A 24,489-nucleotide genomic window follows, 5' to 3' on the forward strand; every position below is an offset into this window, starting at 1 on the left:
GATGGTCTTTTCGGCGACCTTCTTGGCGAGGGAGGTGCTCCTGGGCCGACCCGAATACCTGCGGCAGCAGACCGAACTACTGACCTTCAACGCGTGGTGTCGTGAGGGCTGACAGGTGGTGGTCCCGGCGGTAGGCCGTCTTCATGAGGTACACGCAGGGTGGCGGGCCGACTGCCGAGCGTCGGGCGTTTCGGGAGCGGCTTCGGGCAGAGGCGGCCGAGTGATTCGCGCGCGGTGACGACACCGCCGTTGTCGCTCATGACCTGCGGGTCGCTGTCCGCTCGGTGCAGCGCTGGCGCAGAGCGTGGGCCGAGGGTGGGACGCGGGCTCTTGCGTCGAAGGGACCGGCGTCTCTGCCTCTGCCGAGCGATGAGCTGTTCGCGGTCCTGGAGCGGGAGTTGGGCAAGTGCCCCCTCGCGCACGGCTGGGCCGACCAGGCCTGGACTCTGGTACGGATCAAGACCCTGATCGGGCGCCGGTTCCACAGGAGCTACACGATCCAGGGCGTCGCGGCCCTGCTCAAACGGCACGGCTGGACCTGCCGGCTCCCCGCCCGCCGGGCCCTGGAACGCGATGAGACAGCGGTGGCCGGCTGGGTGAAGGAGACCTGGCCGCACGTGGAATGACCGCGGCGGCGCCCGACGCCTGGCTGGTCTTCGAGGACAAGGCCGGCTTCTCGATGACACCGCCGACCGTCCGTACCTGGTCCCGCCGCGGCCGCACTCCCGTCGTGCGCGTACGGGGATGCTCCCGCCGACGCTTATCCGTCGCCGCCCTGGCCTGCCACAAGCCCGGTGAACGCTCCCGGCTGATCTACCGGCCCTGCCCGGACGCCCGGCCCGACGGACGTAAATGCTTCTCCTGGCAGGACTACCGCGACCTGATCCAGACCGCGCACCAGCAGCTCGGCAGCCCGATGGTGCTCGTGCGGGACAACCTGAACACTCATCTGACGGCCGGGATGCGCCGCTACCTCGCCGAACGGGACTGGCTCACCGTCTACCAACTCCCGCCCTGCTCAACCGACCTCAACCCGGTCGAAGGCATCTGGTCGGTACTGCGGCGCACCACCACGGCCAACCGCGCCTTCGCCGACCCGCACGACCTGATCACCACCGTCCGGCGCGGCTTGCGCCAGCTCCAACACCGCCACGACGTCCTCGACGGCTGCCTCACCGGCACCGGCCTCACCATGACGACATTACGCATTCAAGGTCAGTAAGCCTGCGCCAACTGGGCGTGGAGCGCATCGACCGCTGAACGGCCAGGGCTTCGGCGAAACCTTGACTTCCACATCTCTGTACGCCGAGATCAGCCCAGCCGCACAGGTCCTAGTGTCGGCTGCCCGCCCGCGCGGACAGGTAGGCGACGAGTTGGCGGGGCAGGACGCGACCGAGACCGACCATGGCCTTGTAGCGATTGTCGGGCACGCTCACCGGGACGCGCCTGCGGAAGTCGCGGATCGCACTGTCGACGAGTTGGTCCGCGTCGATCCACAACGCGTCCGGAATCCCCGAGGTGTCCATGTCCGACCGCTTGTGGAACTCGGTGCGTACCCACCCGGGACACAGGGCCATGACGTGGGCGCCGCTGCCGCCCACCTGTTGGCACGCGCTTTCGCTGAAGGTCACCACCCAGGCCTTGGACGCGCTGTACGTTCCGCGCGGGAAGAACGCCGCGACCGAGGCGACGTTGATGACGCCACCGCGTCCACGTTCCACCATGCCGGGCAGAGCAGTGCGGGTAAGTCGCAGTACGGCTTCGCAGTGCACCCGCAACATGGCCAGTTCCTCGGACAGTTCGGTGTCGAGGAAGTCACCGCGCTGGCCGAACCCGGCGTTGTTGACCACCAAGTCCACGTCGCGTGCGGCCCGTTGCTCCGCCGTCGCGAGGCCTGTCTCGGTGGCGAGGTCCGCGGAGAGGACCTCCACTCTCACAGCGTGGGCGGTCCGAAGTTTCTCGGCGGTCTGTTCGAGGCGCTCGGTGTCCCGGGCGAGCAGGACCAGGTCGAAGCCGTCAGCGGCGAGCCGCCGGACGAACGCGGCTCCGATTCCGGCCGTCGCTCCAGTGACCAAGGCTGTGGGCATGACGGAAGCCTAGCGGCAGGGCTTGCCTAGCTGGTCAGTCGGGGGTGATCCGACGGCTGTGGCTGGTCTCCCTCGTGGTGGGCGAGATGTATGGCCTGCAGGAGCGAAGGGGATGTCTTCGCCAACACGCGGAGCCCCACCCCGACTCGGCAGGCCAGTGCGGACAGTGTTCGGGCTCGATCGGCCTCATCGCGGCTCGGGCCCGCTCTGTCAGCCTGTGGTGAGACGCCCCGCTTTGTCTGGTCGGCCTAAGAGGGCACGACAGGAGAAACACCCCCTCATGACCAGCACCACGCCCGCCGGACCGACCCGGCGCCCCGGCCGAAGCGCCGCACTTTCAGCCCCGAGTACAAGCTGCGGGGCACGCCGACCGCCGACCGCCGACCGCCGACAACACAGAGTCACGAACCAGAGAGCTCGCTGATCGGCTGCACGGAAATCTTGGCTGAGCCACGATTCACCCGCCGCCGACAGTCGCCGCCCTGCGCCGTGCCGTCGGCGAAGGCGATTCTCGAAGACGTCTCCGGCTGCAGTTCCGGATGCTGTTGGCGATCTTCACTCGTTGAGGCTGCAGGGATGTCCTGATGCTGCTGCGCCGGTGGGAGCGGGGCAGTCCCGGCCGTCGGAGGAGTGGCCGCGGTGGCGATGGGCTCGGAGGGCGGGGCGGCTGATCCCGCTGCTGAACGCGTGGATGGCGCGGGCGAGCGATCCACGGGGCGCGACCGCGATGTGGGTGCGGGATCGGCTGGACGGCTTGTTCACGGAGGCTGAGTCCGCCGACTCGTATGCGGCCGATGGGCCGCGTGACCTGTCTCCGGCCCGACTGGGTGGTGTCCCGCCAGGTGAGGCAGCGGATCAAGGCGCCGGAATCCGCAGGTCATCACCGCATCGGCGCGGATCGGGACCGCGCATGCCGCTGACGGCAGGTCAGCCGCTTGGCGACCCTGGTGCCCTGTCCCATGGGGCGGCCGACGCGCGGCCTACCGGAACGCGTCGAGCGAAGTCGCTCAGACCACGAAGCGGGACACGACCGAACGCAGGCTTCCGCCCGGCGCCACAACCACTTCCCCGGCACGACTACCCACCCGTGTCCGGCGGCTCTGCCAGAGACTGACGGCCTGGAGACCACCAACAGAGCATCTGGAACCTCGGCGAGAGCCGCCTACAGGAATCGCCATCACCGAAGCTGTCCTCGGGTCACACGAAGGTGGAGATCGGAGAGCCGAGCAGGCTGAGGTCGACCTCGATCCCGAGCCCAGGTCCTTTGGGGAGAACCCCGTAGCCGTTGTCCGAGTGCGGCTGGTGTCCCGCTACCCGCTCCAGAACCCAGTCGTTCATGAAGGACGCGGCGAAGAATGCCTCAGGAGCGGTGCTGCCCGCGAGGTGGGCGACAGCGGCGGTCGTGACGTCGCCACCCCAGGTGTCCTCGATCGTCATCCGGAGCCCGAGGGTCTCGCAGAGGTCGCGGATCTGCTTGGCCTTGGTGAGCCCTCCGACGCGCCCGATCTTGAGGTTGATCTGCTCCATCGCGTTCGCGGCATGAGCGCGTAGCAGCGCCGCGACATCCACGATGACCTCGTCGAGGACCATCGGCAGCGTCGTGCGCTCGCGTACGAGGAGGCACTCCTCGATCGTCGGGCACGGCTGCTCGTAGAGGACGTGGTCGAGGTCCTCCAGCAGACGGGCTGCGATCACCGCGTCCTGGCTCCGCCAGCCGCAGTTGGCGTCGGCGACGACGGTGTCGCCCTCACTCGCGCGCTCCGCGACCACCCGGACCCGTTCGGCGTCCTGGCGTGGATCGTCGCCGAGCTTCAACTGGAAGTTGTGGATGCCCTCGGAGCGCCGGTCCTCGACATACGCCGCCATCTCGTCGACCGGACCCAGCGGAACGGCGTAGTACAGCGGGAAGCGGGTCTGTCGTTCTCCACCGAGCAGCGCGGCGACCGACAGACCGCTGTGCCGGCCGAGTGCGTCCCATGAGGCGATGTCGACCGCGGATTTCGCGTAGCCATGGCCCATCAAGGCGTCGTCCATCCGTGCGTTCAGACCGGAGTGGTCGGCAACGTCCTGGCCGATCACCGCGGGGCCCAGGAGCTCCATGGCTGCGCGAGCACCGCCGCCGAACGCCGGCAGGTACGCCGGGCCGAGCGGGCAGACCTCGCCGAACCCCTCCGCACCGCCGGCCGTGATCACCCGCACGATGGTGCTGGGCAGCGAGGTGATCCGCCGGTCACCCGACATGATGTAGGTGCCGTGCGCGTAGTTGACGTCGTACCCGTAGATCTCGACGCGCTCGATGCGCGTCTCCTTCGACACCGCGTTCACAGGTGCGCTCCTTCCGTGGAGTCGGTCGTTGCCGGTTCGCCGTCGGTGCTGTGCACCAGATGACCGCGGCGGTACACGGACACCACCGCGGCGGAGTCGTTGAAGATGGTGGTGTCGCTCGGGTCCGCGCCGAGCAGGACGGCGTCGAAGACATATCCGGCAGCGATCCGTCCGTGAGTCCCACCGCGCTCACAGAGCTCCTGCCCGGTGCGCGTCGCGGCGAGCAGCGCCTCGGCCGCGGTCAGGCCCGCACGCCGTAGCGAGTCGATCTCGGAGAGGTTCATCCCGTGCTGGTCGCGGGTCATGAAGTCCGACCCCAGGGCGATCGGGACGCCGTAGCCCTTCGCGATCTCGACGCACTTGCCGACGCTCGGTTCGAGTTCGAGCGCCTTGCGTGCGCTGACCGGCGGAAGACCGCCGTTCCGCGCTCGCTCGACCATCTGGTTCAGGACCGTGAGGGTCGGGACCAGGTAGCAGCCCGCCTCGGCCATGCTCGCCGCCTGTTCCTCGGTCAGGTTGACGCCGTGCTCGATCGACCGGACCCCGGCCCGGACGGCATCGTCGATGCCCGGACCGGCGACCGCGTGCGCCATCACTCGGCGCCCCTTGCGACGTGCCTCTTCGACAGCGACCGAGATCTCCTCGTAGCCGAACTGCGGGTGGTCCGGCTCGTCATGACCCGAAAGCACACCGCCGCTGATGGCGAGCTTGATCCAGTCGCCCCCCGCGCGGATGATCTGGCGCACCTTCCGCCGCATCTCGTCCGGGCCGTCGACCAGGCTGGACGGCATGCTGGGGAAGTCGGGGACGACGTAGCCCGCGGTGCAGTCGAGCCCGGGTCCGGCGAGGAACCCGTCGCCGTGGCCTCCGGTCTCGCTGAGCATGGTGCAGGAGATGAGCAGGTCGGGGCCGAGGACGACACCGGCGGCGATGGAGTCCCTGATCCCCGCATCGGCACCACCGGCGTCACGAGCGGTGGTGACGCCTGCCCGCAGCATGGCTTCGACGTTGCGACCGGCCTCGATCGCCCACCGGGTCACCGGCATCTCCATCAGTTCGAGCATGTCGAGGGAGAGGCTGGTGACGTGAGCGTGGCAGTCCACGATTCCCGGGATCAGCCAGCGACCGCGACCGTCGTGGTGCACCGCGTCGGCATCGGCCGGGGCATTCGCGCCGACGTACGTGACGAGTCCGTCGCGTACGACCACGTCGACGGCGGCGGAGTCGAAGCTGCCGCCTTCGTCCAGAACGTGGACGTCGTGGACGATCAGGCCGCTCATGCGCGCGGGTAGGCGTAGGTCCAGTCGGACTGATCCTGGATCACGAGGATCCGGGTGATCAGCCCGTTCTGGATGTCCATCACCTGGGCGAACTCGCAGCTTTCGACTTCGGTGCCGGTCTTGATGAGCTGCCAGCCCTCTGTGGCGAGCATGACCACACGCGAACCGTCCTCGTTCGCGAGGTACTCGGGCTCGCTCTGGAACCCGCGCGCTTCCATGATCTCGTGCCACGGGGTCTCGTTGAAGAAGGCCCGCACCGCGCCTTTGCCGCGACGCACCTCGCCCCACAGGAACATGTCCCCGGGTACCGCGAACCTCAGTTCCACGTCGTCACTCAGGCTGTCGAAGTAGACCTCCTGGTAGCCGGGTGCACGCTGGTCCCGGGGAAGTTCGAGGTAGGACATCGCGCGTCTGGCGATGGCGATGCTCTTGGAAGCAGGCGTCTCGGGCATGTGACTCCGGATCCGGTCAGGGCGAAGCTCAGCGGGCGATCGGCGAACGCTCAAGCCCTTGCTGGCCGTTTGGAAAGTACGGGGATCATGGCATGCGGCTTTACATTTGACAAGGCCGATTTGTCGCGCCTAATCTCGCCCTCCAGCAGGTGCCTGTCCATCCGAATGGAGCTCCATGACCTCGCCCAGCGGCACTGGCATCGTCGTCTTCGGAGCCGGCCGCATCGGTAGCTCCCTGGCCCGCGGAATCGCCGAGGCCGCCGAGTGCGATGCCGACGTCTTCGTCACCACCAGGTCGGGAGCGCCTTCAGCCCGTACCGAAGGGTTGTCCCTCGTTTCGAATGCCGACGGGGCCACACGTGCCGACTACGCGTTCATCTGCACCAAGCCGCAGGACACCGCAGCCCTCCTCGACGAGATCCGGGACGACCTGCGACCGAACGCCGTCGTCGTGTCCTTCGTCAGCGGATTGACCACTCAATGGTTCGAGGCGCGACTCGGCGCCGGAAGACCGGTCGTGCGGGTGATGACGACACTCGCCATCGAACTCGGCTGCGGCGCGAGCGTCGCCGCCGGCGGCGCGCACGCGACCCCGGACCACATGAGTGTCGTGAACTCGCTGCTCACCGCCGTGGGAACGTCGGTCGAGGCACCCGAGGACTACCTCGACGCCGTGTCAGGAATCTCCGGCGGCGGGATCGCCTACTTCTACTTCCTGGTCGAAGTGATGACGCAGGCAGGCGTCAAGGAAGGCCTTCCCGTCGACCTTGCTCGGGACCTTCTCATCCAGGCCGCGGTCGGCGCGGGCGAGATGATGCGTGCCTCGGGTCGCCACCCCGCCCAACTGCGCGAAGACGTGATGAGCCGTGGGGGCCAGACGATCGCCGCGTTCCGCGAACTTGAGCGCCACAACGTGCGCGACGCCCTCTTCGACGCCGTGGCGGCTGCCCACGCGCGCGGCAGAGAACTCGCTTCGCAGTCCGAGCTCGATCGCCAACAGTCCAAGTCCACGAACGACGAGAACGCGGAGCCGGTATGAGTGACGTCAAGATCACGGTCCACTCCCCCGAGGCACCGGCTGCCGCCGGACCGTACAGCCACGGTGTGATCTCCCGCGGGACCCTGTTCTGCTCAGGGCAGATCGCCCTCGATCCCGTATCGAACCTCTTGCTGCACGCCGGCGACGTCGCCGGTCAGGTGACTCAGTGCCTGGACAATCTGAATGCCGTCGCGGCGTCCGCCGGCACCGATCTCCGCGAGTACGGGTTGCGGACGACGATCTATGTCGCGAACCTCGACAGGGACTGGCCGATCGTCAACGAGGCCTACGGTCGGTGGTTCGGCGACGCGACCCCACCGGCACGTGTCACGTTCGGCGTGGCCATGCTGCCGCTCGGAGCGAGTGTGGAGATCGACGCGTACGTCGCGGTTCCACGGTCCATCTGAATTCGCTTGTGGCGGCGTTCGCCCGGGGAACGCCGCCATCTGTGTCCATGCTCCGGAAGCGGCGTCAGCCGGGGTACGACTACCGGCGTTCCGTCGTCTGCGGGATCGTCTCCTTGATCGGCCTCGGCATCGTCCAGCGCTCGCCTCGCATCGAAGGGCCGCTGTCCGACGGTGGCACCGGTCGGTTCGTCGTCGATACGGAAGTCGCCTGCTGCGCAGCACGGTCACCGACCGACCACCACCGAAAGACGCGATCCGTTCGCGGCACCGACAGTGCGTGCCGCGAGGCAGCACCCCGGCGCGGTCACGGACGTCCGAGACGGAGAACAATGCAGCTCAAACGAACTACGGCAGTTGCCGCAGGCACGGCCTCCGGCCGCGGTGCCACGACGGCGGCATACCTGGCTCCGCACGGCGCACGCGTTGTGAGCCATGACCCTGACGGCGCGGCCTTCGCGGTTCCCCAGGTCGACGGAGTGCCATTCGTGACGGTCGATGTCACGGACCCGGCCACGGTGGAGAGGGGTGGCCTCGACATCGTTTGCTCCCGGCCCGCGCCGCCACGAGAGCCTGATGCCGACCGCGAATGTGCCGTTCCCTCAGAGGCCGGTTCCTCCCGAGGGCTGCACACGTCTCGCGGTACTCCTCGCGCAGCGCAGGTACATGAACGGCAAGGTCGTACGGACGGACGAGACCATGAGGACGGCGACTCGGTGACCGCGTTCACACACTTCGATCACGACCGGATTCTCACGCTGGTTCGTCCGCGTCAGGCAGTGGAATCCGTCGAGCGAGCTCTGCGAGGTGGGCTTGAAACCGGGCGTGGTCCGGCCAGACAGATCGCGGATGTCTCGCACGGTCAATTCCTGCTCATGCCGTCGGAGGTCGGCGCCTTCGCCGGAGTGAAGGTTGCGACAGTGGCCCCGGAGAATCCGCGTCGTGGGCGCCCACGGATTCAGGCCACGTATTTGCTCTTCGACGCCGAGACGCTCTCGCTGATCGCCACCATGGACGGGGTTGCGCTGACCAATCTCCGCACGCCGGCGGTCTCCATCGCGGCGGTCCGCCCGGTCCTCCGCCTCGCGCGCCACCCGCTCAAGGTTGTCAGTTTCGGCTGTGGCCCACAGGGACGCGCACACGTGCGGACGCTGTCCGATGTCGTCGAGGATCCGCTCGCGTCGATCACCTGGGTCGCGCGCGACCGGGACCGAGCGGTCGCTTCGCTGCCGGCGCAGTCCACGGTCCTCAGGACCGGCTCCGCCGAAGTCGCCGACGCGGTGGCCGAAGCGGATGTGATTGTCTGCGCCACCAGCGCCCGCGAGCCGCTGTTCTCCGGCGGCCTGCCGAAGAACGACGCCGTCGTCATCGCGGTCGGCTCGCACGAGGTCGACGTACGGGAGATCGACGGAACGCTGATGGCGCGGGCACAGGTCATCGTCGAGGACGTGCCCACCGCCCTCAGGGAAGCCGGCGATGTGATCCTGGCGATCGAGGAGAGGAAGCTCGCGGAGTCCGACCTGGTCGAGATGGCAGACATCGTGACCGGCAAGGCGCTGCTCAGCGGTGGGGTGCCAACGGTCTTCAAGAGTTCCGGGATGGCCTGGCAAGATCTGGTTGTCGCCACGGAGGTCCTACGGGCGCACGAGGGTCTCGTGGCGGGCTGATCTCACTGGCCTCGATCTTGCGTACGCCCGGCAGGACTTGGAGGTTGACCATGCACATGGTTGGTCGTTGTTGCGTGACAGCCTTGCGCGCGGAGGGAGACACGACAGGGCCGAGATCGCCTTCCCTCTCCGCGCACCAAGCCCGGCGACGGCCCGCCTGCCGCCGGTCCAGCCGCCTTGCCCGGTCTCGGTCGGCACCGGAGCACACCCCCTGCGACGCGGTGTCGTGTCCGACGAGTCCGCTCCGCTCGGCGATCTGCGAGCGCTCACCCCGCCGGTCTGCCCGGCCGGCGAGACCCGGGGCCCCAGCCGGCCGGAGTGACTCCCGGCTCGCCGACACCGGCGGCCGGATCAAGCGGGCTGCGGAGTCAGGCGCTTGAGGCCCTTCCGGTCGTAGTACATGGTCATCGCGAAGCCGAAGAGCAGAGCCAGGACGGCACCGAGCGCGATCATGATCCAGGCCCGGGTGAGGCCGGCGTCGCCGCGGGCGTCGAAGTAGAGGATCGCCCTTACGCCGTCGCTGAGTTGGCGCATGGGCTCGAAGTGGGAGAGGAAGCGGTAGAAGCCGGGGACGGCCTGGAGGGGGACGGTCGCGTCGGAGGACGGCAGGCCCAGGACGATGAACACGAACATGGACACCAGTTGGCCGACCCCGCCAAACGCGGCGTTGATGGCCTGGACGCCGAGGCCGACGGCGAGGGCCGCGCAGTAGGAGTAGATCCACAGCAGCGGGATGTGGGTCGCGTCCATCCCGAGGATGCTGATGCAGGCCAGCATCACGAAGGAGACGCTGAAGACCGTGATCGCGGCCGTCATGACCATCTTCAGCAGCAGTGTCTGGGCGCGGTTGACGGGGACCGTGAGCCGTCGGGTGTGCCAGGGGCCGATCTCGTTGTCGGCGTAGCCGAGGGAGGTGTCGACGCCGTTGCTGATGACATTGGCTCCCATGAACCCGGCGAGCACGAGCAGCAGGGTGTAGTAGAAGGCGCTCAGGCCGAGACCGCTGCGGCTGCCGAGGGGGTGGCCGACCTGGGCGGTGACGCCGACCGGATCGGCGAGCAGCAGCTTATGTGCGGAGTCCGCTCCCGCGGTGGCTGTCAGCTGCTTGCCGATGGTCTGGGACGCCTGGTGGGCGGCGGCCGTGGTGATCTGGCCGGCCATGGAGGAGCCCAGGCTGCCCTTGCCCGGGTTGGTCAGCACCGTCAGCGTCGGGCGGGCGGTGGCGCTCGCGGTGGTGAGCGCGGCGACGGAGTCGGTGAAGCCCGCGGGGACGACCAGGGCGCCGTAGACCTTGCCGGAGTCCAGCTCGTCCTGGGCCTGCCGGAGCGTGAGGGCACGCCACTCGGCCTTGTCGCTGGAGGTGTCGGAAAGGATGGTCCGGGTTATCTGTGTGCCGAGGTTCTCCTGCTGCCCGGGCAGCGGCTCCCCCTGGTCGGCGTTGACGAGCGCAATCGGCAGGTCGTGCAGGTCGCCCTGCGGGTTGACGATGCCGCCCATGTAGAGCAGTGACAGCAGCAGGGCGAGCAGCCCGCTGAGGACCGTGGGCATCAGCCACAGCCTGGGGCGGCGCAGGAGCGTGGCGGCGCGTTCCTGCGGGCCGTTGTCGGGGGTCATGCCGTCGGTGGTCATGGTTCTCCGTCGTGTCTGGTGCAGGGCGGGGCACGGGGCGGAAGGCCGCCCCGCAGCAATGAGGAGGAGGCGGGGCGAGCAAGCGGCGCCTCGCCGTACCGCCCCGTCGGAGTAGGTCGATCCGGCTGCTCAGAGGCGCAGCACCTGGCAGCCGGGATCGCCCTTCCAGCGGGCGCTCCCGCCTCGCCGAAAGGCAACACTTCGTTCACGAACGGCAGCGGCCTGCACGTCCGCACCGACGAACTCGGGCCCGGCAGCGACCGGACCGTTGGTCTTCGTTCGCGGGGTGCAGATGCCTTGGAACATGTGGAGGTCCGCCTGGTTGACGGTGACGCCCACAGGGGCGCACACGGTGCTGTTCGGCTGTGGACCTCCGTCGAACTTATGCCGTAAGTCCACGTTCCCGAAGATAGACTTACGGCATAAGTCCAGTCAAGCCCGCACTCCGGGAGCAGGGCGGTTCTCCGCCAGGGCTTACGCTGCACGTTCGATCCGGATGCACCGCCACCGGCGGAGGGAGGGGTGATGGCCCAGAGACTGACCCGCCGTGGGCCGCTGACCAGGGAGGAGATCGTCAGCCGTGCCCTGGAACTGGCGGAGGCCGAGGGCGTGGAGAAGCTGTCGCTCCACAAGATCGCGACGGCGGTCGGGGTGCGGACCATGTCGCTGTACAACCACGTCGACGACAAGACCGACGTGCTCGACGCCATGGCGGACGTGATCCTGAAGGGCATCGTGATCCCCGACGTGGACGGGATGTCCTGGCAGGACGGACTGCGTGGCCTCGCCCGTGCCTTCCGCACCGCAGCCCTGAGGTACCCGCATTCCGCGACCCTGGTACTGACGCGGGACCTGAAGGCCTCCGCCGCTATGCCGGTCATCGAGACCGCACTGCGCGTACTGAACCGGGCCGGCCTGGAAGGCGCCGCCGCCGTGCACGTCCTGCGCGCCTTCATCGCGTTCCTGATCGGGACACTGGCGCGGGAGGTCGGCTCGGCGCCTACATATGCCGGTGCCATCCCGGAAGTTGTCGCCGACCGGGAGCGGGATCTCGCCCGGAGCGGGTTGCCGGCCATGGCCGCCGTGGCGGGCGAACTGGCGGTCTGCGACCACGAGGCGGAGATGGAGTTCGGGCTCGAACTCATCCTCGACGGGGTGCGCCGCCGCGTCACCCCGGCGGGCTGAGCCCTGGGCAGCCAGGAACCGGCTCATTGGCCCATGCCCGGCCGGGACGACTCCGGGCGTTCCGTCTTGCGGGTCAGGAAGCTCACGGCGGCTGTGAAGTCGTCGAAGAAGGAAGGCAGGGTTCGCTGAGCGAACGGATCCGTCAGGTGCGGCTCACCGGCAGCGACCAGCCCCCATCCCGCTGACCGGCTGGTTCCGCAACGGCTTCGGTGACGTCGTGGAGCCGGCGCTCAACCTCGCACGCGGCTACGCACGCGTCATGATGCTCGCCAACGGCTGCCCCGGATACTCCAAGCGCCGCCGCCTCACCGGAGGACAACACCGCGGCGGTGGTCGCCGCCGACGGCTCCGGCGACTACGACACCGGGCAGGCCGCGATCGACGCCATCCCCTCGGACGGACTCCAGTACACCATCGAGATCGAGCCCGGCACCTACCCCGAGGCGATCACCGTCCCCGCGAGCAAGGCGAACCTGCTGATCAGGGGGCCAGCAGCAATGCCTCCGGGGTCGTCATCACCACAGACCGGTGAGGCCCGTCGGCTGACCGGCACCTCCACACCGGACTGGAGCGGCGCGTGAGCGGCGACCAGCAGCAGACCCCGGTGCCCCGCTGGTCCGCCTGGAGGCCCGGGAGAAGCAGACCACCGCGGAGACGGAGGCCGCCCATGAGCAGATCGTGCAGATCAGCGCACTGCTGCCGGGCTCACCCTGGCCGCCGACCACATCGCGATCACCCGCAAGACGCTCCTCGACTTTCCCGACGAAGTGCCGGCAGCGGCGGTCACGCGGTACCCCACGACCGTGAAAGGTCACGGACCTGTGATGGTGGCTGCGGGCTGCGGTGCCTGCTGGATGGAGAGTTGTTCGATTCCGGGGACTACGACGTATTTGGCGAGGTAGGCGGCCTTTCCGGAGAGCCCGGCGGTCTGGGTCAGGACGAGGAGAGGGTCGCACGGCTGCAGATTCAAGAGCTTGGCCCGCGTGACGCCGGCGATTCCGGCCGTGATCCGGCATTGCCCCGGGCCGAAGACGGGGCCGAGCATGTCGGCCAGCCCGCTCAGCAGCGTGTGCGATCCGACTTGCAGCTCTTGGATCCGGTCAGCAGCGACTTGGCTGATGGCGCGAAGGTAAATACCGGCGGGGATGTGCTCCTGGACCAGGGCTACAGGTTCGCCGTCCAGGCTCAGACGGCTTTCGCAGAACCACGCGTTGCTGTCCTCGTCGAGCCCGAGACCCTGCATGACAAAGTCCGTGGGTCGCTGAAGGGTCATCTCCAGGCGCTCGACCTGGATGGGATGGCCCGGTGCCGACAGGATGCTCTCGAACGGGTGCAGTTGCTCAAGTCCCGGTCGCGGCAGGGCGGGGACGACGAAGCGCCCCACTCCTCGGCGCGTCCGGATGAGCCCGTCCTCCTCAAGCAGCATGAGCGCTTCGCGCACGACGGTGCGGCTGACATTCAGCCGTTCGCCCAGTTCGCTCTCCCTTGGCAGGGCCGAGCCCAGACCGAAGACGTGCGAACGAATCCCGTGCGCCATGCGCGAGTAGACGGCCACCCGTAGCGGCTGCCCTACGGGGACGGACAGGGGGGTAGCAAGGAACTCGTCGAGGGTGATGGTCACAGAGGCCTCGCTTCTGACGATTCAGCCAACGGAAGGTTCCTCTATCAAACCAGGAAATCAACTGCTAGACACATGTCAGACCGAGAGGTATAACATCTGACATCAGACCGGAGTTTCACTCTAGGTAACAGTGGGGCCGCAAATGAACACAAGCAGTGCTCATGCTCGGTGGTTGGACGAACGGAAATCCGGGACGCGCGCCGATCCCGGCGCGGACAGCAAGGCCGTCAGCCTCGTCGCTGTCCTGGTGCTGGGTGTCATCGCCTACGCGCTGAACGCCAGCATGATCACCCCGGCTCTGCCGGACATGGCGCGCGAACTCGGCACAAGCGTCAAGGACATCGCACAGGTCTCGTCCCTGTTCTTCCTGGCCGGAGCCGTCGCCGGAGTGGTCTTCTCCCGATTCAGCGACTTCACGGGCCGCAAGAGAATGCTCCTCGCCGTCCTCGCGGCAACCTCCGTAGGAACCATCCTGTGCGTCTTCGCACCCAACCTGCCGACACTGCTGGCCGGCCGCGTACTGCAGGGCGCGTCCAGCGCCGCCTTCCAGCTCGCCTACGTCATCCTCAACGAGCGGCTCAGCGCCAAGGTGTTCGGAACCGCGCTCGGCGTGATCACCTCGATCAACGGCGGAGTCGGCGGCCTTGACGGCTATCTCGGAGGCCGCCTGTCCGACACCCTCGGCTACCGCTCGATCTTCGTCGTCATCCTCCTGGTCTGTATCGCCGCGATTGGCTGTGTCGCCCTGTTCCTGCCCGACACCGCCCGACCCGCGGCCAGCGGACACATGGACTGGTGGGGCTCTGCCGCCTTGTCCATCGGCTTGATCTGCGTAACCTACTTCGTCTCCTACGGCTCGTCGGACGGATGGACAGCGCCGACCGCTCTCGGGTATCTGGTGGGTACGGTCTTGTCCTTCGTGGCCTTCGTCCTTGTCGAAAGACGGACCACGACCCCGCTGATCGCCGTCAGACACCTGCGCTCTCGCCAGGTCTGGCCCGTCGTAGCCACGACCATCACTGTCCTGGCGGGCGTCTTCGCCGTCATCAACTTCACTGTCGTCATCCTCAGCCAGAACTCCGACATCGGCTTCGGGCTGTCCGCCTCACGCTCCGCGCTGCTCTACCTGGCCCCCGCAGCCGTCATCGGCGTCTTCGCGGCCCCAGCCGCCGGATGGCTCGCCGGCAAAGCCGGCTGGATCAAGATCCTCAGAATCGGGCTCGCCCTCAACATCGTCCCGCTGGCCGTGATCGCGCTCTACCCCACGAACCGCTGGAGTGTCTTCGCTGCGATCGCCGCGCTCGGCGTCGTCTACAACGGCCTCGTCCTGACCACCGTCAACGGCCTTGGCGTCATCCAGTCTCCCGAGGAAGCCCCCGCCGCCCTCCCCGGCCTCAACGGAGCCGCGTTCGGAATCGGCGCAGGCCTCGGCATCGGCATCGTCGCACCCTTCGCAGCACAGGGAACCGTCAGCGGCTTCACTACCTCCCTCTGGATCTCCTGCGGCATCACGACGCTCGCCCTCGCCGCCAGCTTCTGCATCAAGCCGCGCGAAAGCTAGACAAGTGAAAAGCCGCTGTCCTTCCGGTTGTGATCGCCGAGTTTCCGCTGATCGGGCATGGCGTTCGGTGTCGCCGAGAGAGGGATCGGACGTTCAGTTCGTTCTCGGTGATGGGGAGGTGGCCGGTGGCGCCGGTGTTGGGCCTGCCGGAGGAACAGGAGACTGCTGCCCGGGCGGCCGTGGAGGAGCTCCAGAGGGAAGCGGGTCGGGTCCTGGCCGATCCCGGTGTGGCCGAGGCGGTGTTGGAGCGCCGGGTGATCGCTCCGGTGGAGCCGGCCGAGGCCCTGGCGGCCGCTGCGCCTCCCGCTCGCGGTTCTTCCGGGGCCCGTGCCTGTACCTGGTGTGCACACCGACCGGCATGCCGATGCTGTGGGCGCCGGCCAACCCGAAGATCGGCGAACGCGAAGTCCTGGCCGCGATGCTGGAGATCGACGCCGGCCTGGTCGCCAACCGCACCGGCGTCCCGCTCATCTCCGACAAGGGCTTCGCGGGCAAGGCCTTCGAGAAGGAACTAGCCGGACAGGGTGTCCAGTTGCTGCGGCCGTCCCGCAAGCGGGAGACGGCCCGCCAGCTCATCGAATCGGTCAACGACACCCTCAAGGACCAGCTCTACCTGGACCAACACGGCGGTCGGACCTCCGACGGCGTCGCCATCCGGTTGCCCAGCGCAGCATCCCCGCGATGGCCGCCGCCATCTGGCACACCCGCAAGACCGAACCCCCGGCCACCCGATCCCTGATCGCGTACGACCACTGATCACATCGGACTCACTCGTCCAGACCCGCAGCGCCCCAGCTCATCCCACACAAGGAGACAGACGCTCATGACACCCCAGCCGCTGTACTACGACTGCGACACCGGCATCGACGACTCACTCGCCCTCGCCTACCTGCTCGCCTCACCGGAGATAGAACTCGTCGGGATCGGAACCGTCAGCGGAAACGTCACCTCCGCCCAGGCCGCCCGCAACACTCTCGCCCTCCTCGCCCTGGCCGGCCACCCTGCCGTGCCTGTCGCAGTCGGCGCCGCAGATCCCCAGGCCGGTACCTACACCGGAGCCGTGCCCCACATTCACGGACACAACGGCATCGGCGACATCACCGTGCCGGACTCCGCCCATTCCGCGGCCGAACAGCGCGCCGCCGAACTCATCATCAGCCTCGCACGTCAGCACCATGGAAACCTTCGTATCCTCACCACCGGCCCGCTGACCAACATCGCCGAAGCACTGCGGCTGGAACCCGAACTGCCCACGCGCATCAGGGACATCACCATCATGGGTGGCGCCGCCCTGCAGACCGGCAACATCAGCCCCGTCGCCGAGGCGAACATCGGCAACGACCCCGAGGCCGCAGCCGAGGTCCTCGCAGCCCCATGGCCCATCACCCTCGTACCCCTCGACGTCACCCTCTCCCACACCTTGGAAGAGACAGACAGACAGACCCTCCTGGACTCCACCAGCCCCCTGCCCCGGGCCCTCGGAGACATGCTCAACCTCTACTTCGACTTCTACCGCAGTACGTACGGCCGCCGCTGCTGCGCGATCCACGACCCGCTCGCCGCCGCCATCGCAGTCGGCGGCGTCAAACCCACACTTGCCCCCGTCGTGGATGTGGTCGTCGACGCCACCCACGGCCCCGGGCGGGGCCAGACCATCTGCGACCTGCGCGGACGATACCTCGACTACCCCGCCCAACCAGGCGCCCACTGCCGAGTCGTCCTAGAGGCCGATCCCAGCGCACCCGCGCACCTGGTCGAGCGACTCCTCACTCTCTGACCGGCAGAACCTCCACGCCTGCCGTGATGCCGTCAACCACCGCACAACACACAAGGGCCCCGATGCTGATCAACCTCCACACCCATCTTGAGGGACGGGTCCGGCCCTCCACAGCTGCCGAGATCGCGGCACGCAGCCGGCTGCCCGAACCGCCGAACGGTTGGCAAGAAGCCATCCAGCTGAGCCGCCCAGCAGACCTGACCACCTACCTCGCCAAGGTGTCCAGCACCTACGGCTTCCTCGGGACCGGAGAGAACCTCGCCCGTATCACCCGGGAAGCAGTAGAGGACGCCGCGGCCGACGGGCAGGACTATCTGGAACTGCGCTTTGGACCCGCCACTCACACACGTCCCGGCTTCACTCTCGACGACGTGATTGCAGCGGTCCTCGAGGGCCTGCATGAAGGCGTCCGAAGCAGCGGAATGCCGGCCGACATCGTCGTGGCTGCTCTGCGGCATCACGACACGGCGCTCAATGAGCGGGTGGCCCGCGCCGCAGCCAAGCGCGCTGGCGACGGTGTGGTCGGCTTCGACCTCGCAGGCGACGAACTCATCTACCCCGACATAGCCGCCTATGCCGATGCCTTCGCCATCGCCCGAGCGGCCGGCCTCGGCGCCACGTGCCACGCCGCTGAGGCCGGCCCGGCCCGCGCCGCCCGCCAGGCCGCAGAACTCCTCGGCGTCACACGCATCGGCCATGGCACCCACATCGCCGACGACCCCGAGACCCTCCAGTGGGCGGCTGACAACGGCTTGGTGGTGGAAATCTGTCCAACCTCCAACTGGTACACCGGAGCCACAAAAACGATTGACACACACCCCGCCCCACACTTTCTGGCCGCTGGAGTGCCCCTCGTACTCGGTGACGACAACCCCATGCAGACCCGCTCCCCTCTCAGCGCCGAGGCCGCCCTCCTCAGCACCTCCCTCGGATTCGACGAAGTCGCACGCGCTGCCCTCGACACCGCCAGCGTTGCCGCCTCCTTCGCGGAACCCTCCGTACGCGCCTGCCTCCACACCCACCTGGCATCCGAGCGCACCACGTCACCCCAACCTCAGAAAGGCGGTAAGTGAATCCATGCCGGTCTCATCCTCAGGCCGGCGTGGGGGTGCCGGTCAGCCGACGGGCTATGACATCGCTTATGGCGCAGTACACCGGGGACTCCGAGGAGGTGGTGCTGTGTTCGTACGCGCGGACCAGTCGGCGGTGCAGCACCACGATTCCCGTTGGCCTGCTCCACCCGCCGGCGGATCGGCTGCGGAACGAAGCCCTTCCGGCCGGGGTTGCGCTCGACGATGTCCACCTCGACGCCCACTGGCAGCCGGTCCGGCCCTGGCAGAGGATCACGCCGACGATCTCGCGCATCAGGTAACGGGCATCCTCAGGGTGGCCGCAGCGATGGCCGTCACCGCCGACGGATCGCGCACCGGGGCCAGATCCACCAGCCACGCTCCGTCGGGAAAAGACTTCCCGGACGCGCGGGCGGCTTCCAACGCGAGGCTCGTCTCGCCCACGCAACCCACGCCCGTGAGCGTCAGGAGCCGCACCACTGCGCGGCCGGGATCAATCACCTTGCCCCGTTCCTGTCCCGACCGGGCGACGCGTATGACGGATCGCCGTGAGCGACGACAGTGGACTCCGGGCCCGGACGAGTGCCGTCAGGCCAGACCGGCGTGGTGAACGGTCAGGGCGATCTGGACCCGGTTGGTGTGTTCCAGCTTGGTGAGGATGTGCGAGACATGGGCCTTGACGGTGGCCACGCTCATGTACAGCTCGGCCGCGATCTCCGCGTTGGTCCTGCCCCGGCCGACGGCCACGGCGACCTCGCGTTCCCGGTCGCCCAGCCGGTCGAGGCGGATACGGGCCTCGGCGGTCTCCGGCCGGCGCGGGCCCGTCGTGTCGCCGCCCTGGGTGACCCGGGCGATGAGCTGCTCGGTCACCGCGGGGGAGAGCACCGGCTCGCCCGCCTTCACCCGGCGTACCGCCGCGACGATCTCGGCGGGCGGGGTGTGCTTGAGCAGAAAACCGGCCGCGCCCGCGCGCAGCGCACCGAGGACCTGCTCGTCGTCCTTGAAGGTCGTCAGCATCACGACGGCCGGTGCGCCGGGCCGGGCCCGCAGCAGCTCGGTCGCCTTCAGGCCGTCCACGCCGGGCATCCGGATGTCCATGAGCACCAGGTCGGGGGTGTGCTCGTCGACCAGGGCGGGCACCTCGCCACCGTCCGCCGCCTCGGCCACGACCTCGATGTCGTCGGCGCCGCTGAGCATGAGGCGGAGTCCTGAGCGGACCAGCGGGTCGTCGTCGACGAGCAGCACACGGATCATGCGGGCCAGGGTAGCCAGGCCCGCAGCACGTAGTCCGCTCCGTCCCTGCCGTGACTGAACCTGCCGCCCGCCAGCGCGACGCGTTCCGCGAGGCCGATCAGCCCCTGGCCAGCTCCAGGGATGCCGTCACGCGTCGCGCTCGGGCCGGCCGGATTGGCCAGCTCCAGGCTGAGCCCGTCACCGGGGCGGCCTTCCACCGTGATCCACACCGGCGAGCCGTAGGCGTGCTTCCTGGCGTTCGTCAGTCCTTCCTGGACGATCCGGTAGGCGGTGAGTCCGGCGATACCCGTAGGACCGCCCGGCTCGACGAGGCGTGTGTCGAGGTCGACCCGCATGCCGACGTCCTGTGACTCCTTAACCAGGCCGGGTACGTCGGCGAGACCGGTCTGCCGGGGTCGTGTGCCGTCCATGCCGGGGTCCTCGGCCGGTGAACGCAGAACCCGCAGCACCACCTGCAGATCATCGAGCGCCTGGTGTGCGCTCTCCCTGATCACGGCGGCGGCGCGGGCGGTGTCCCGCGCGGACGCCCCGGAGTTGAACTCCAGCGCACCCGCGTGGACGCTCAGCAGGGAGAGCCGGTGGGCCAGGACGTCGTGCATCTCCCGGGCGACGTCCTCCCTGGCCTCGCGCTGGGCGCGCCGGACACGGAGCACCGCCTCCGCCTCCGCCCGTTCGGTGCGGTCGTTCAGGGACCGTACGAACAGCCCCCAGCCGACCGCGGCGGCGATCAGAACCGCCAGGATCACCGCGTTCGCGATCAGCGTCCCGGAGAGGTAGGGGTACGTCAGGAAGTAGACGGGGATCGGCAGCAGTCCCATCAGGGCGACGGTCAGGACGGTGCGCGGTGGCCTGAGAACGGCGACCGTGAAGAGCGCCACGACCAGAGGCACCACGGCCGGGGTGACGACCGCGGCCGCCACGGCCACGACGGCGACAGTGGCCGGCCATCGCCTGCGCCACCACAGCGCTCCTGCGGCCACCAGTGAGACCGGGTTCACCACCCATGTGAAACCGAGCAGCAGCGGCGACGAGAAGCTCAGTATGTCGAACGACCAGGTGCCGGCCCCGAACGCCGGACTCAGTGCCAGGTTCTCCCTGGTCTGAACAGCGGAGAGAGCTGCCGACAGCACGACGGCCAGTACGACGACGCCGAGGTCGATGATCTTTTCACGCCGGTAACCACTCACAAGGGCAAAGGTAGAGCGGCCGCCGACGAGGGCACAGTGCCGAGAAGCCCGTCGGGGAAACCACAGACTTTGGTCTAGGTCGAACGGCCGCCAACACCGACTTTCAGCCGAAGCCCTCCGCAGGCCGGTGCTTCTAGCGTTCCGGGAGTCACACCTCAGGTCTTCCACACGCTTCCGCATGCATTCCGCATGTCTTCCACGAAGGGCCCGGCCTTGAAGAAATACGTTCTGCTTCTGTTGGGATCACTGCTCGCACTCTCCGGCGGGGTGCCGCTGGCCGAGCGGATCTACGCCCACCTCACGCTCTGGGGATTCGGAGTACCCACCTACGGGTCGTCGTTGATCAAGTTGGCCCTGGTGTTCGCCGGCGCCGCGGCACTTGTCCTCGCGACGCGCCTGCCCGGTTCACCCTGGCGCGGTCCCCGCTCCGAGCAGGGTCGGCCGCACCATGACTGAGCTGAGGGTGGGTCCCTCCCCGCGAACCCCGGACACTTCGCCTCCGGCATTGGAGGCCGTGGGACTCGGCAGGCGCTACCGACGCGGGTGGGCGCTGCGGGACTGCTCGTTCCGGCTGCCGGCAGGCCGGATCTGCGCGCTGGTCGGCCCGAACGGCGCCGGCAAGACGACCCTGCTGTCGCTGGCCGCCGGCCTGCTGGAACCGAGCACCGGGACAATCCGGCTGGGCGGACACCCGGCCCGGTCCGTCGAAGCCCGACAGCACACCGCGTTCCTCAGCCAGGAGAAGGCGCTCTATCCGCGCTTCCGGGTCTCCGAGACCCTGCGCATGGGCCGCGAGCTGAACCCGACCTGGCACCAGGAGACCGCCGAACGCATCGTCGCCGCGGGCGACATCCCGTTGGACGCCAGGGTCGGCACCCTGTCCGGCGGCCAGCGCACCCGGGTCGCCTTCGCGCTGGCCCTGGGCAAGCGGCCCCGGCTGCTCCTGCTCGACGAACCGATGGCCGACCTGGACCCGCTGGTCCGGCGCCAGATGATGGACACCTTGATGGCAGAGGCCGCCCAGCACGGTTCGACCGTCGTGATGTCCTCCCACCTGGTCTCCGAACTCGACGAAGTCTGCGACTTCCTGGTGCTGATCGGCAACGGCACGGTCAAGCTCGCCGGCGATGTGGCCGAGCTGATCGGCGCGCACCGGACGGTGTCCGGCCCCGACGCGAAAGCTGACCGGCTGGCGAAGCTGCCCGGCCAGGTCACCGTCGAGACCCGCAGCGCGGCCGGGCGTACCACGGCGCTGGTCCGCCCACGGGGTCCGCTCCCGGCGGACGCCGAGCCGGTCCTGCCGAGCCTGGAGGAGTTGTTGCTGGCACATCTGCGGACGGACGACGTACCACCGCTGATCACCTCCACCGCACGACCCGACGCACACCGCGAGGTGACGGTATGAGCGGTACCCTGACCTCCAACCGCCCCTCGCTTCAGACCAGTTGGGGCCTGCGGCTGCGCGGGCTGACCTGGCTGGTCTGGCGGCAGAACCGGCTCGCGTTCTGGATCGGCATCGGCGCCGCGCTCGCCGTGGCGGCGTACGCGATCGTGCGCCACCAGGAGATGACGACCGCCATCGCCGAGGGCCACCTCGACGCCTGCCGGGGCACCACGGTCACGGCCGGCGACTGCTCCCACAAGCTCAACACCTTCGGGCAGACGTACCAGTTCCCGCTGCGCCGCCCCCTCCAGGCCATGCTCGCGCTGCCGTTGGTCTTCGGCGTCTTCCTCGGCGGCCCGCAACTGGCACAGGAGTTGGAGTCCGGCACGTACCGGACCGTGTGCACGCAGTCGGTCACGCAACTGCGCTGGTTCGCGGCCAAGTTGCTCGTCCCCGTCGTCCTGACGGTCCTGATCAGCGGCACGATCGCCGCCGCGATGACCTGGTGGTGGCGGCCTGCGGGATCCCTGCTGGGAGCCTGGTTCCCCTGGTGGCAGTGGTATCCGTACGACGGTATCGGCCCCGTCGTGGTCGGCCTGTCCGTGCTGTCCCTGCTCATCGGCGTGACCGCAGGCCTGATCCTGCGCCGCACCGTCCTGGCGATGGGCGCGACCGTGGTCCTGAGCGCGGGGGCGATGTATCTCCTCGAATCGGTCCGGACTCATCTGCTGCCCACCACCCTGACCACGGTTCAGCACACGAGCGGCTCCGCCGCGCCGTCGAACGCGTGGGTGCTCTCCGAGGGCGCGGTCGACGCGACCGGGCGCCACGTGCCGGATCTGCCGAGTTGCTACACGGCCGACGACTACACGAAGTGCCTTGTCCAGCACGGCAGGACGGGCCGCTGGGCGGAGTTCCATCCGTCGTCCCAGCTGTGGCCCTTGCAGTGGGCGGAGGCGGGCTTGTGCCTGCTGGTGGCGGGAGCGCTGGCCGGCCTGTGCTTCTGGTGGATCCGCCGGCGCCCGTCCTGAACCCCTACCCATCGCCCGACCCAGGAAAGGCCTCCCATGCCCTTCTATGCGCGAATACGACGATCACGCCTGCTCATCGCCCTCGGGGCAACTGTGACCACCGCCCTCGCCGTCACCGTGACTCTGGCCCTGACGGTCACGACGTACGACCACACCTCGCCCCGCGCCGCCCGGAACAAGGCGTCCGGATCGGTCGCCGCCGGAGCCGTCGACTGCCGCAAGGCAAAGTGTGTCGCGCTCACCTTCGACGGCGGCCCCAGCCCGACGACCCCGCGCCTGCTGGACATCCTGAAGCGGGACCATCTCCACGCGACGTTCTTCCTCCAGGGCAAGGGCCATATCGCCAAGTACCCGGAGATCATCCGGCGGATCGCGGACGAGGGACACGAGATCGGCAACCACACCTGGAACCACGAGGTCCTGACCCGGATCAACGCGGCCGACGCCCGCCGAGAGCTGACCCGCACACAGGACGCCATCGAGAGAATCACCGGCACCAAGCCCGTCCTGATGCGCCCGCCACAGGGCCGCACCAACCGCCAAGTAGCCAAGATCTGCCGGGAGTTGGGCCTGGCACAGGTGCTGTGGAGCGTCACGGCCAAGGACTACGAGACGACCGACTCGACCCTGATCACCCAGCGAGTCCTCGACCAGACCCACCGCGACGGCATCATCCTCCTGCACGACCTCCACAAGGGGACGGTGCCCGCCGTCCCGGGAATCATCAAGGCGCTGGAGGAGCGCGGCTACACCATCGTCACGGTGTCCCAGCTGCTCGCCCCCGCCGAGCCCCGGCCGGGAATGGTCTACCGACCCTGATCAACCGAGATGGACGCGCGCGCGGGCACATTGTCCGACGAGCGGCGGGTCCTGTTCCGCCGCCCCGACCAGCACCCGGGGGTGGTGGCCGCGCGTGGCCCTAGCGAGCAGCGCAAACCGCTGCTGCCCGCCCAGCTGGTGGTGCCCTTCGTGTTGGCGCGGGTCCCGTTCTCGCCTGTTCCGTATCTGGATGTCATGCGGCAACTGGTCGCAGGACTGCGGGGCCCGGGCCTGCTGGGCGAGTGGCGTGTGCCGGGGAAACAGTCGCCGTTTCGAACCCAGCAGCGGCTGGGATCCAAGCCGCTGCGCATGCTGTTCGCCACCACTGTGAAGCCAATGGCCACCGAGACGACTCAGGGTGCGTTCCGGCGAGGCTTGCGGGTGCTGACGGTGGGCGGGCCCATTGAGGACATCTCCGTCGAATGGAATGAGGATGCGGCGCCGCTGGTAAAGGCGGCGGCACTGACGATTTCCTCGCAGGACTTCCGCACCGCCGGACGGAATGATCTTTCCGAGGAACTCAGCTTCAGCATCGCGCACTCGCTCGTCGAGCACCGTCCACTCGGCTCGATCGCGCGGGCATGCATGCGCGCGTATGGAGAGATAGCCGACTGGAGGCAGGCACGCGATCATCGAGCCAGGTCGTTCTAGTGCTGGGTTCCTCAAACGCTGTACACATATCGGCGCCGTAGCAGGCGAGTTGGTGGTGCAGGTCTG

Annotated in this window: 25 protein-coding genes; 16 read left to right on the forward strand and 9 right to left on the reverse strand. The window is 68.5% G+C overall.

Annotation, left to right across the window (positions count from 1 at the left end; genetic code table 11):
* Window positions 1-263 precede the first annotated feature (263 nt).
* Together OC490_RS22555 and OC490_RS22560 are read left to right on the forward strand one after the other, a co-directional pair.
* Entirely contained in the window at window positions 264-626 is a 363-nt protein-coding gene (locus OC490_RS22555) for a helix-turn-helix domain-containing protein (RefSeq protein WP_262059828.1), read from the forward strand.
* Window positions 627-679: 53 nt separating this feature from the next.
* A complete protein-coding gene (locus OC490_RS22560; protein WP_262059829.1) occupies window positions 680-1,222 on the forward strand; it encodes a transposase in 543 nt (180 codons plus the stop codon).
* Between the two features lie 109 nt (window positions 1,223-1,331).
* Here OC490_RS22560 and OC490_RS22565 read toward each other — a convergent pair whose 3' ends face one another.
* From OC490_RS22565 to OC490_RS22580, 4 genes are all read right to left on the reverse strand, one after another.
* A complete protein-coding gene (locus OC490_RS22565) occupies window positions 1,332-2,087 on the reverse strand; it encodes an SDR family NAD(P)-dependent oxidoreductase (protein ID WP_262059782.1) in 756 nt (251 codons plus the stop codon).
* Between the two features lie 1,197 nt (window positions 2,088-3,284).
* Window positions 3,285-4,412, reverse strand: coding sequence for a mandelate racemase/muconate lactonizing enzyme family protein (locus OC490_RS22570; protein ID WP_262059783.1), 1,128 nt, complete (start codon window positions 4,410-4,412; stop codon window positions 3,285-3,287).
* Window positions 4,409-5,692: a metal-dependent hydrolase family protein gene (locus tag OC490_RS22575; RefSeq protein WP_262059784.1), complete on the reverse strand. Its 1,284-nt coding sequence runs from the start codon at window positions 5,690-5,692 to the stop codon at window positions 4,409-4,411. Before OC490_RS22575 ends, OC490_RS22570 begins: the two co-directional genes overlap by 4 nt.
* Window positions 5,689-6,144: a nuclear transport factor 2 family protein gene (locus OC490_RS22580; RefSeq protein ID WP_262059785.1), complete on the reverse strand. Its 456-nt coding sequence runs from the start codon at window positions 6,142-6,144 to the stop codon at window positions 5,689-5,691. Before OC490_RS22580 ends, OC490_RS22575 begins: the two co-directional genes overlap by 4 nt.
* 175 nt (window positions 6,145-6,319) lie before the next feature.
* Between OC490_RS22580 and OC490_RS22585 the strand changes: the two genes are divergently transcribed.
* The 3 genes from OC490_RS22585 to OC490_RS22595 all read left to right on the forward strand — a co-directional run bounded on the left by OC490_RS22585 (window position 6,320) and on the right by OC490_RS22595 (window position 9,254).
* Window positions 6,320-7,183 (forward strand): pyrroline-5-carboxylate reductase family protein, encoded by an 864-nt coding sequence (locus OC490_RS22585; RefSeq protein ID WP_262059786.1) that lies wholly within the window; start codon window positions 6,320-6,322, stop codon window positions 7,181-7,183.
* Window positions 7,180-7,590, forward strand: a complete 411-nt coding sequence (locus tag OC490_RS22590) for a RidA family protein (RefSeq protein ID WP_262059787.1) — start codon at window positions 7,180-7,182, stop codon at window positions 7,588-7,590. Before OC490_RS22585 ends, OC490_RS22590 begins: the two co-directional genes overlap by 4 nt.
* A gap of 713 nt (window positions 7,591-8,303) precedes the next feature.
* Window positions 8,304-9,254 (forward strand): ornithine cyclodeaminase family protein, encoded by a 951-nt coding sequence (locus tag OC490_RS22595; protein WP_262059788.1) that lies wholly within the window; start codon window positions 8,304-8,306, stop codon window positions 9,252-9,254.
* A gap of 351 nt (window positions 9,255-9,605) precedes the next feature.
* On the opposite strand, the gene OC490_RS22600 is transcribed toward OC490_RS22595, so the two are convergent.
* A complete protein-coding gene (locus OC490_RS22600) occupies window positions 9,606-10,883 on the reverse strand; it encodes an SNG1 family protein (protein ID WP_262059789.1) in 1,278 nt (425 codons plus the stop codon).
* A gap of 525 nt (window positions 10,884-11,408) precedes the next feature.
* On the opposite strand from OC490_RS22600, the gene OC490_RS22605 reads away from it, so the two are divergent.
* Both OC490_RS22605 and OC490_RS22610 read left to right on the forward strand, forming a co-directional pair.
* Window positions 11,409-12,068 carry a TetR/AcrR family transcriptional regulator C-terminal domain-containing protein gene (locus OC490_RS22605; RefSeq protein WP_262059790.1) on the forward strand — a complete coding sequence of 220 codons (660 nt, stop codon included), beginning with the start codon at window positions 11,409-11,411 and terminating at the stop codon, window positions 12,066-12,068.
* A gap of 329 nt (window positions 12,069-12,397) precedes the next feature.
* The gene (locus tag OC490_RS22610) at window positions 12,398-12,649 is read left to right on the forward strand and encodes a pectinesterase family protein (RefSeq protein ID WP_262059791.1); all 252 of its coding nucleotides are present in this window, start codon (window positions 12,398-12,400) and stop codon (window positions 12,647-12,649) included.
* Between the two features lie 230 nt (window positions 12,650-12,879).
* On the opposite strand, the gene OC490_RS22615 is transcribed toward OC490_RS22610, so the two are convergent.
* Window positions 12,880-13,689 carry a GntR family transcriptional regulator gene (locus tag OC490_RS22615; RefSeq protein WP_262059792.1) on the reverse strand — a complete coding sequence of 270 codons (810 nt, stop codon included), beginning with the start codon at window positions 13,687-13,689 and terminating at the stop codon, window positions 12,880-12,882.
* Window positions 13,690-13,861: 172 nt separating this feature from the next.
* Here OC490_RS22615 and OC490_RS22620 point away from each other — a divergent pair, with 172 nt between their 5' ends.
* The 4 genes from OC490_RS22620 to add all read left to right on the forward strand — a co-directional run bounded on the left by OC490_RS22620 (window position 13,862) and on the right by add (window position 18,100).
* Entirely contained in the window at window positions 13,862-15,250 is a 1,389-nt protein-coding gene (locus OC490_RS22620) for an MFS transporter (RefSeq protein ID WP_262059793.1), read from the forward strand.
* A gap of 358 nt (window positions 15,251-15,608) precedes the next feature.
* Window positions 15,609-15,989 carry a hypothetical protein gene (locus OC490_RS22625; RefSeq protein ID WP_262059794.1) on the forward strand — a complete coding sequence of 127 codons (381 nt, stop codon included), beginning with the start codon at window positions 15,609-15,611 and terminating at the stop codon, window positions 15,987-15,989.
* 84 nt (window positions 15,990-16,073) lie between these two features.
* The gene (locus OC490_RS22630) at window positions 16,074-17,027 is read left to right on the forward strand and encodes a nucleoside hydrolase (protein WP_262059795.1); all 954 of its coding nucleotides are present in this window, start codon (window positions 16,074-16,076) and stop codon (window positions 17,025-17,027) included.
* Between the two features lie 62 nt (window positions 17,028-17,089).
* Window positions 17,090-18,100, forward strand: a complete 1,011-nt coding sequence (gene add, locus OC490_RS22635; RefSeq protein ID WP_262059796.1) for an adenosine deaminase — start codon at window positions 17,090-17,092, stop codon at window positions 18,098-18,100.
* A gap of 291 nt (window positions 18,101-18,391) precedes the next feature.
* On the opposite strand, the gene OC490_RS22640 is transcribed toward add, so the two are convergent.
* The 3 genes from OC490_RS22640 to OC490_RS22650 all read right to left on the reverse strand — a co-directional run bounded on the left by OC490_RS22640 (window position 18,392) and on the right by OC490_RS22650 (window position 20,538).
* Window positions 18,392-18,598: a hypothetical protein gene (locus tag OC490_RS22640; protein WP_262059831.1), complete on the reverse strand. Its 207-nt coding sequence runs from the start codon at window positions 18,596-18,598 to the stop codon at window positions 18,392-18,394.
* Between the two features lie 87 nt (window positions 18,599-18,685).
* A complete protein-coding gene (locus OC490_RS22645) occupies window positions 18,686-19,351 on the reverse strand; it encodes a response regulator (RefSeq protein WP_262059797.1) in 666 nt (221 codons plus the stop codon).
* Entirely contained in the window at window positions 19,348-20,538 is a 1,191-nt protein-coding gene (locus OC490_RS22650) for a sensor histidine kinase (RefSeq protein ID WP_262059798.1), read from the reverse strand. The genes OC490_RS22645 and OC490_RS22650 overlap by 4 nt, the downstream gene beginning before the upstream one ends.
* A gap of 189 nt (window positions 20,539-20,727) precedes the next feature.
* Between OC490_RS22650 and OC490_RS22655 the strand changes: the two genes are divergently transcribed.
* From OC490_RS22655 to OC490_RS22675, 5 genes are read left to right on the forward strand one after another with little or no spacing between them, the layout of a single operon-like run.
* Window positions 20,728-20,994 (forward strand): hypothetical protein, encoded by a 267-nt coding sequence (locus OC490_RS22655; RefSeq protein WP_262059799.1) that lies wholly within the window; start codon window positions 20,728-20,730, stop codon window positions 20,992-20,994.
* Window positions 20,987-21,943 carry an ABC transporter ATP-binding protein gene (locus OC490_RS22660; protein WP_262059800.1) on the forward strand — a complete coding sequence of 319 codons (957 nt, stop codon included), beginning with the start codon at window positions 20,987-20,989 and terminating at the stop codon, window positions 21,941-21,943. Before OC490_RS22655 ends, OC490_RS22660 begins: the two co-directional genes overlap by 8 nt.
* Window positions 21,940-22,953 (forward strand): ABC transporter permease, encoded by a 1,014-nt coding sequence (locus tag OC490_RS22665; RefSeq protein ID WP_262059801.1) that lies wholly within the window; start codon window positions 21,940-21,942, stop codon window positions 22,951-22,953. Before OC490_RS22660 ends, OC490_RS22665 begins: the two co-directional genes overlap by 4 nt.
* Before the next feature lie 36 nt (window positions 22,954-22,989).
* The gene (locus tag OC490_RS22670) at window positions 22,990-23,772 is read left to right on the forward strand and encodes a polysaccharide deacetylase family protein (RefSeq protein ID WP_262059802.1); all 783 of its coding nucleotides are present in this window, start codon (window positions 22,990-22,992) and stop codon (window positions 23,770-23,772) included.
* A 9-nt stretch (window positions 23,773-23,781) separates the two neighbouring features.
* Complete coding sequence (locus OC490_RS22675) at window positions 23,782-24,423, forward strand: transposase domain-containing protein (RefSeq protein WP_262059803.1); 642 nt, start codon at window positions 23,782-23,784, stop codon at window positions 24,421-24,423.
* Window positions 24,424-24,489 lie beyond the last annotated feature (66 nt).

Origin of the sequence: Streptomyces sp. STR69 (assembly GCF_024519455.1) — a bacterium.
Lineage (GTDB): Bacteria > Actinomycetota > Actinomycetes > Streptomycetales > Streptomycetaceae > Streptomyces.

What these genes read in the sequence shown, in the direction of transcription:
- OC490_RS22560 (WP_262059829.1), top strand. Translation starts at nt 680, where the DNA reads ATGACACCGCCGACCGTCCGTACCTGGTCCCGCCGCGGCCGCACTCCC.
- OC490_RS22565 (WP_262059782.1), bottom strand. Translation starts at nt 2,087, where the DNA reads ATGCCCACAGCCTTGGTCACTGGAGCGACGGCCGGAATCGGAGCCGCG.
- OC490_RS22575 (WP_262059784.1), bottom strand. Translation starts at nt 5,692, where the DNA reads ATGAGCGGCCTGATCGTCCACGACGTCCACGTTCTGGACGAAGGCGGC.
- OC490_RS22580 (WP_262059785.1), bottom strand. Translation starts at nt 6,144, where the DNA reads ATGCCCGAGACGCCTGCTTCCAAGAGCATCGCCATCGCCAGACGCGCG.
- OC490_RS22585 (WP_262059786.1), top strand. Translation starts at nt 6,320, where the DNA reads ATGACCTCGCCCAGCGGCACTGGCATCGTCGTCTTCGGAGCCGGCCGC.
- OC490_RS22590 (WP_262059787.1), top strand. Translation starts at nt 7,180, where the DNA reads ATGAGTGACGTCAAGATCACGGTCCACTCCCCCGAGGCACCGGCTGCC.
- OC490_RS22600 (WP_262059789.1), bottom strand. Translation starts at nt 10,883, where the DNA reads ATGACCACCGACGGCATGACCCCCGACAACGGCCCGCAGGAACGCGCC.
- OC490_RS22605 (WP_262059790.1), top strand. Translation starts at nt 11,409, where the DNA reads ATGGCCCAGAGACTGACCCGCCGTGGGCCGCTGACCAGGGAGGAGATC.
- OC490_RS22625 (WP_262059794.1), top strand. Translation starts at nt 15,609, where the DNA reads ATGCCGATGCTGTGGGCGCCGGCCAACCCGAAGATCGGCGAACGCGAA.
- OC490_RS22630 (WP_262059795.1), top strand. Translation starts at nt 16,074, where the DNA reads ATGACACCCCAGCCGCTGTACTACGACTGCGACACCGGCATCGACGAC.
- add (WP_262059796.1), top strand. Translation starts at nt 17,090, where the DNA reads ATGCTGATCAACCTCCACACCCATCTTGAGGGACGGGTCCGGCCCTCC.
- OC490_RS22645 (WP_262059797.1), bottom strand. Translation starts at nt 19,351, where the DNA reads ATGATCCGTGTGCTGCTCGTCGACGACGACCCGCTGGTCCGCTCAGGA.
- OC490_RS22655 (WP_262059799.1), top strand. Translation starts at nt 20,728, where the DNA reads ATGTCTTCCACGAAGGGCCCGGCCTTGAAGAAATACGTTCTGCTTCTG.
- OC490_RS22660 (WP_262059800.1), top strand. Translation starts at nt 20,987, where the DNA reads ATGACTGAGCTGAGGGTGGGTCCCTCCCCGCGAACCCCGGACACTTCG.
- OC490_RS22665 (WP_262059801.1), top strand. Translation starts at nt 21,940, where the DNA reads ATGAGCGGTACCCTGACCTCCAACCGCCCCTCGCTTCAGACCAGTTGG.
- OC490_RS22670 (WP_262059802.1), top strand. Translation starts at nt 22,990, where the DNA reads ATGCCCTTCTATGCGCGAATACGACGATCACGCCTGCTCATCGCCCTC.
- OC490_RS22675 (WP_262059803.1), top strand. Translation starts at nt 23,782, where the DNA reads ATGGACGCGCGCGCGGGCACATTGTCCGACGAGCGGCGGGTCCTGTTC.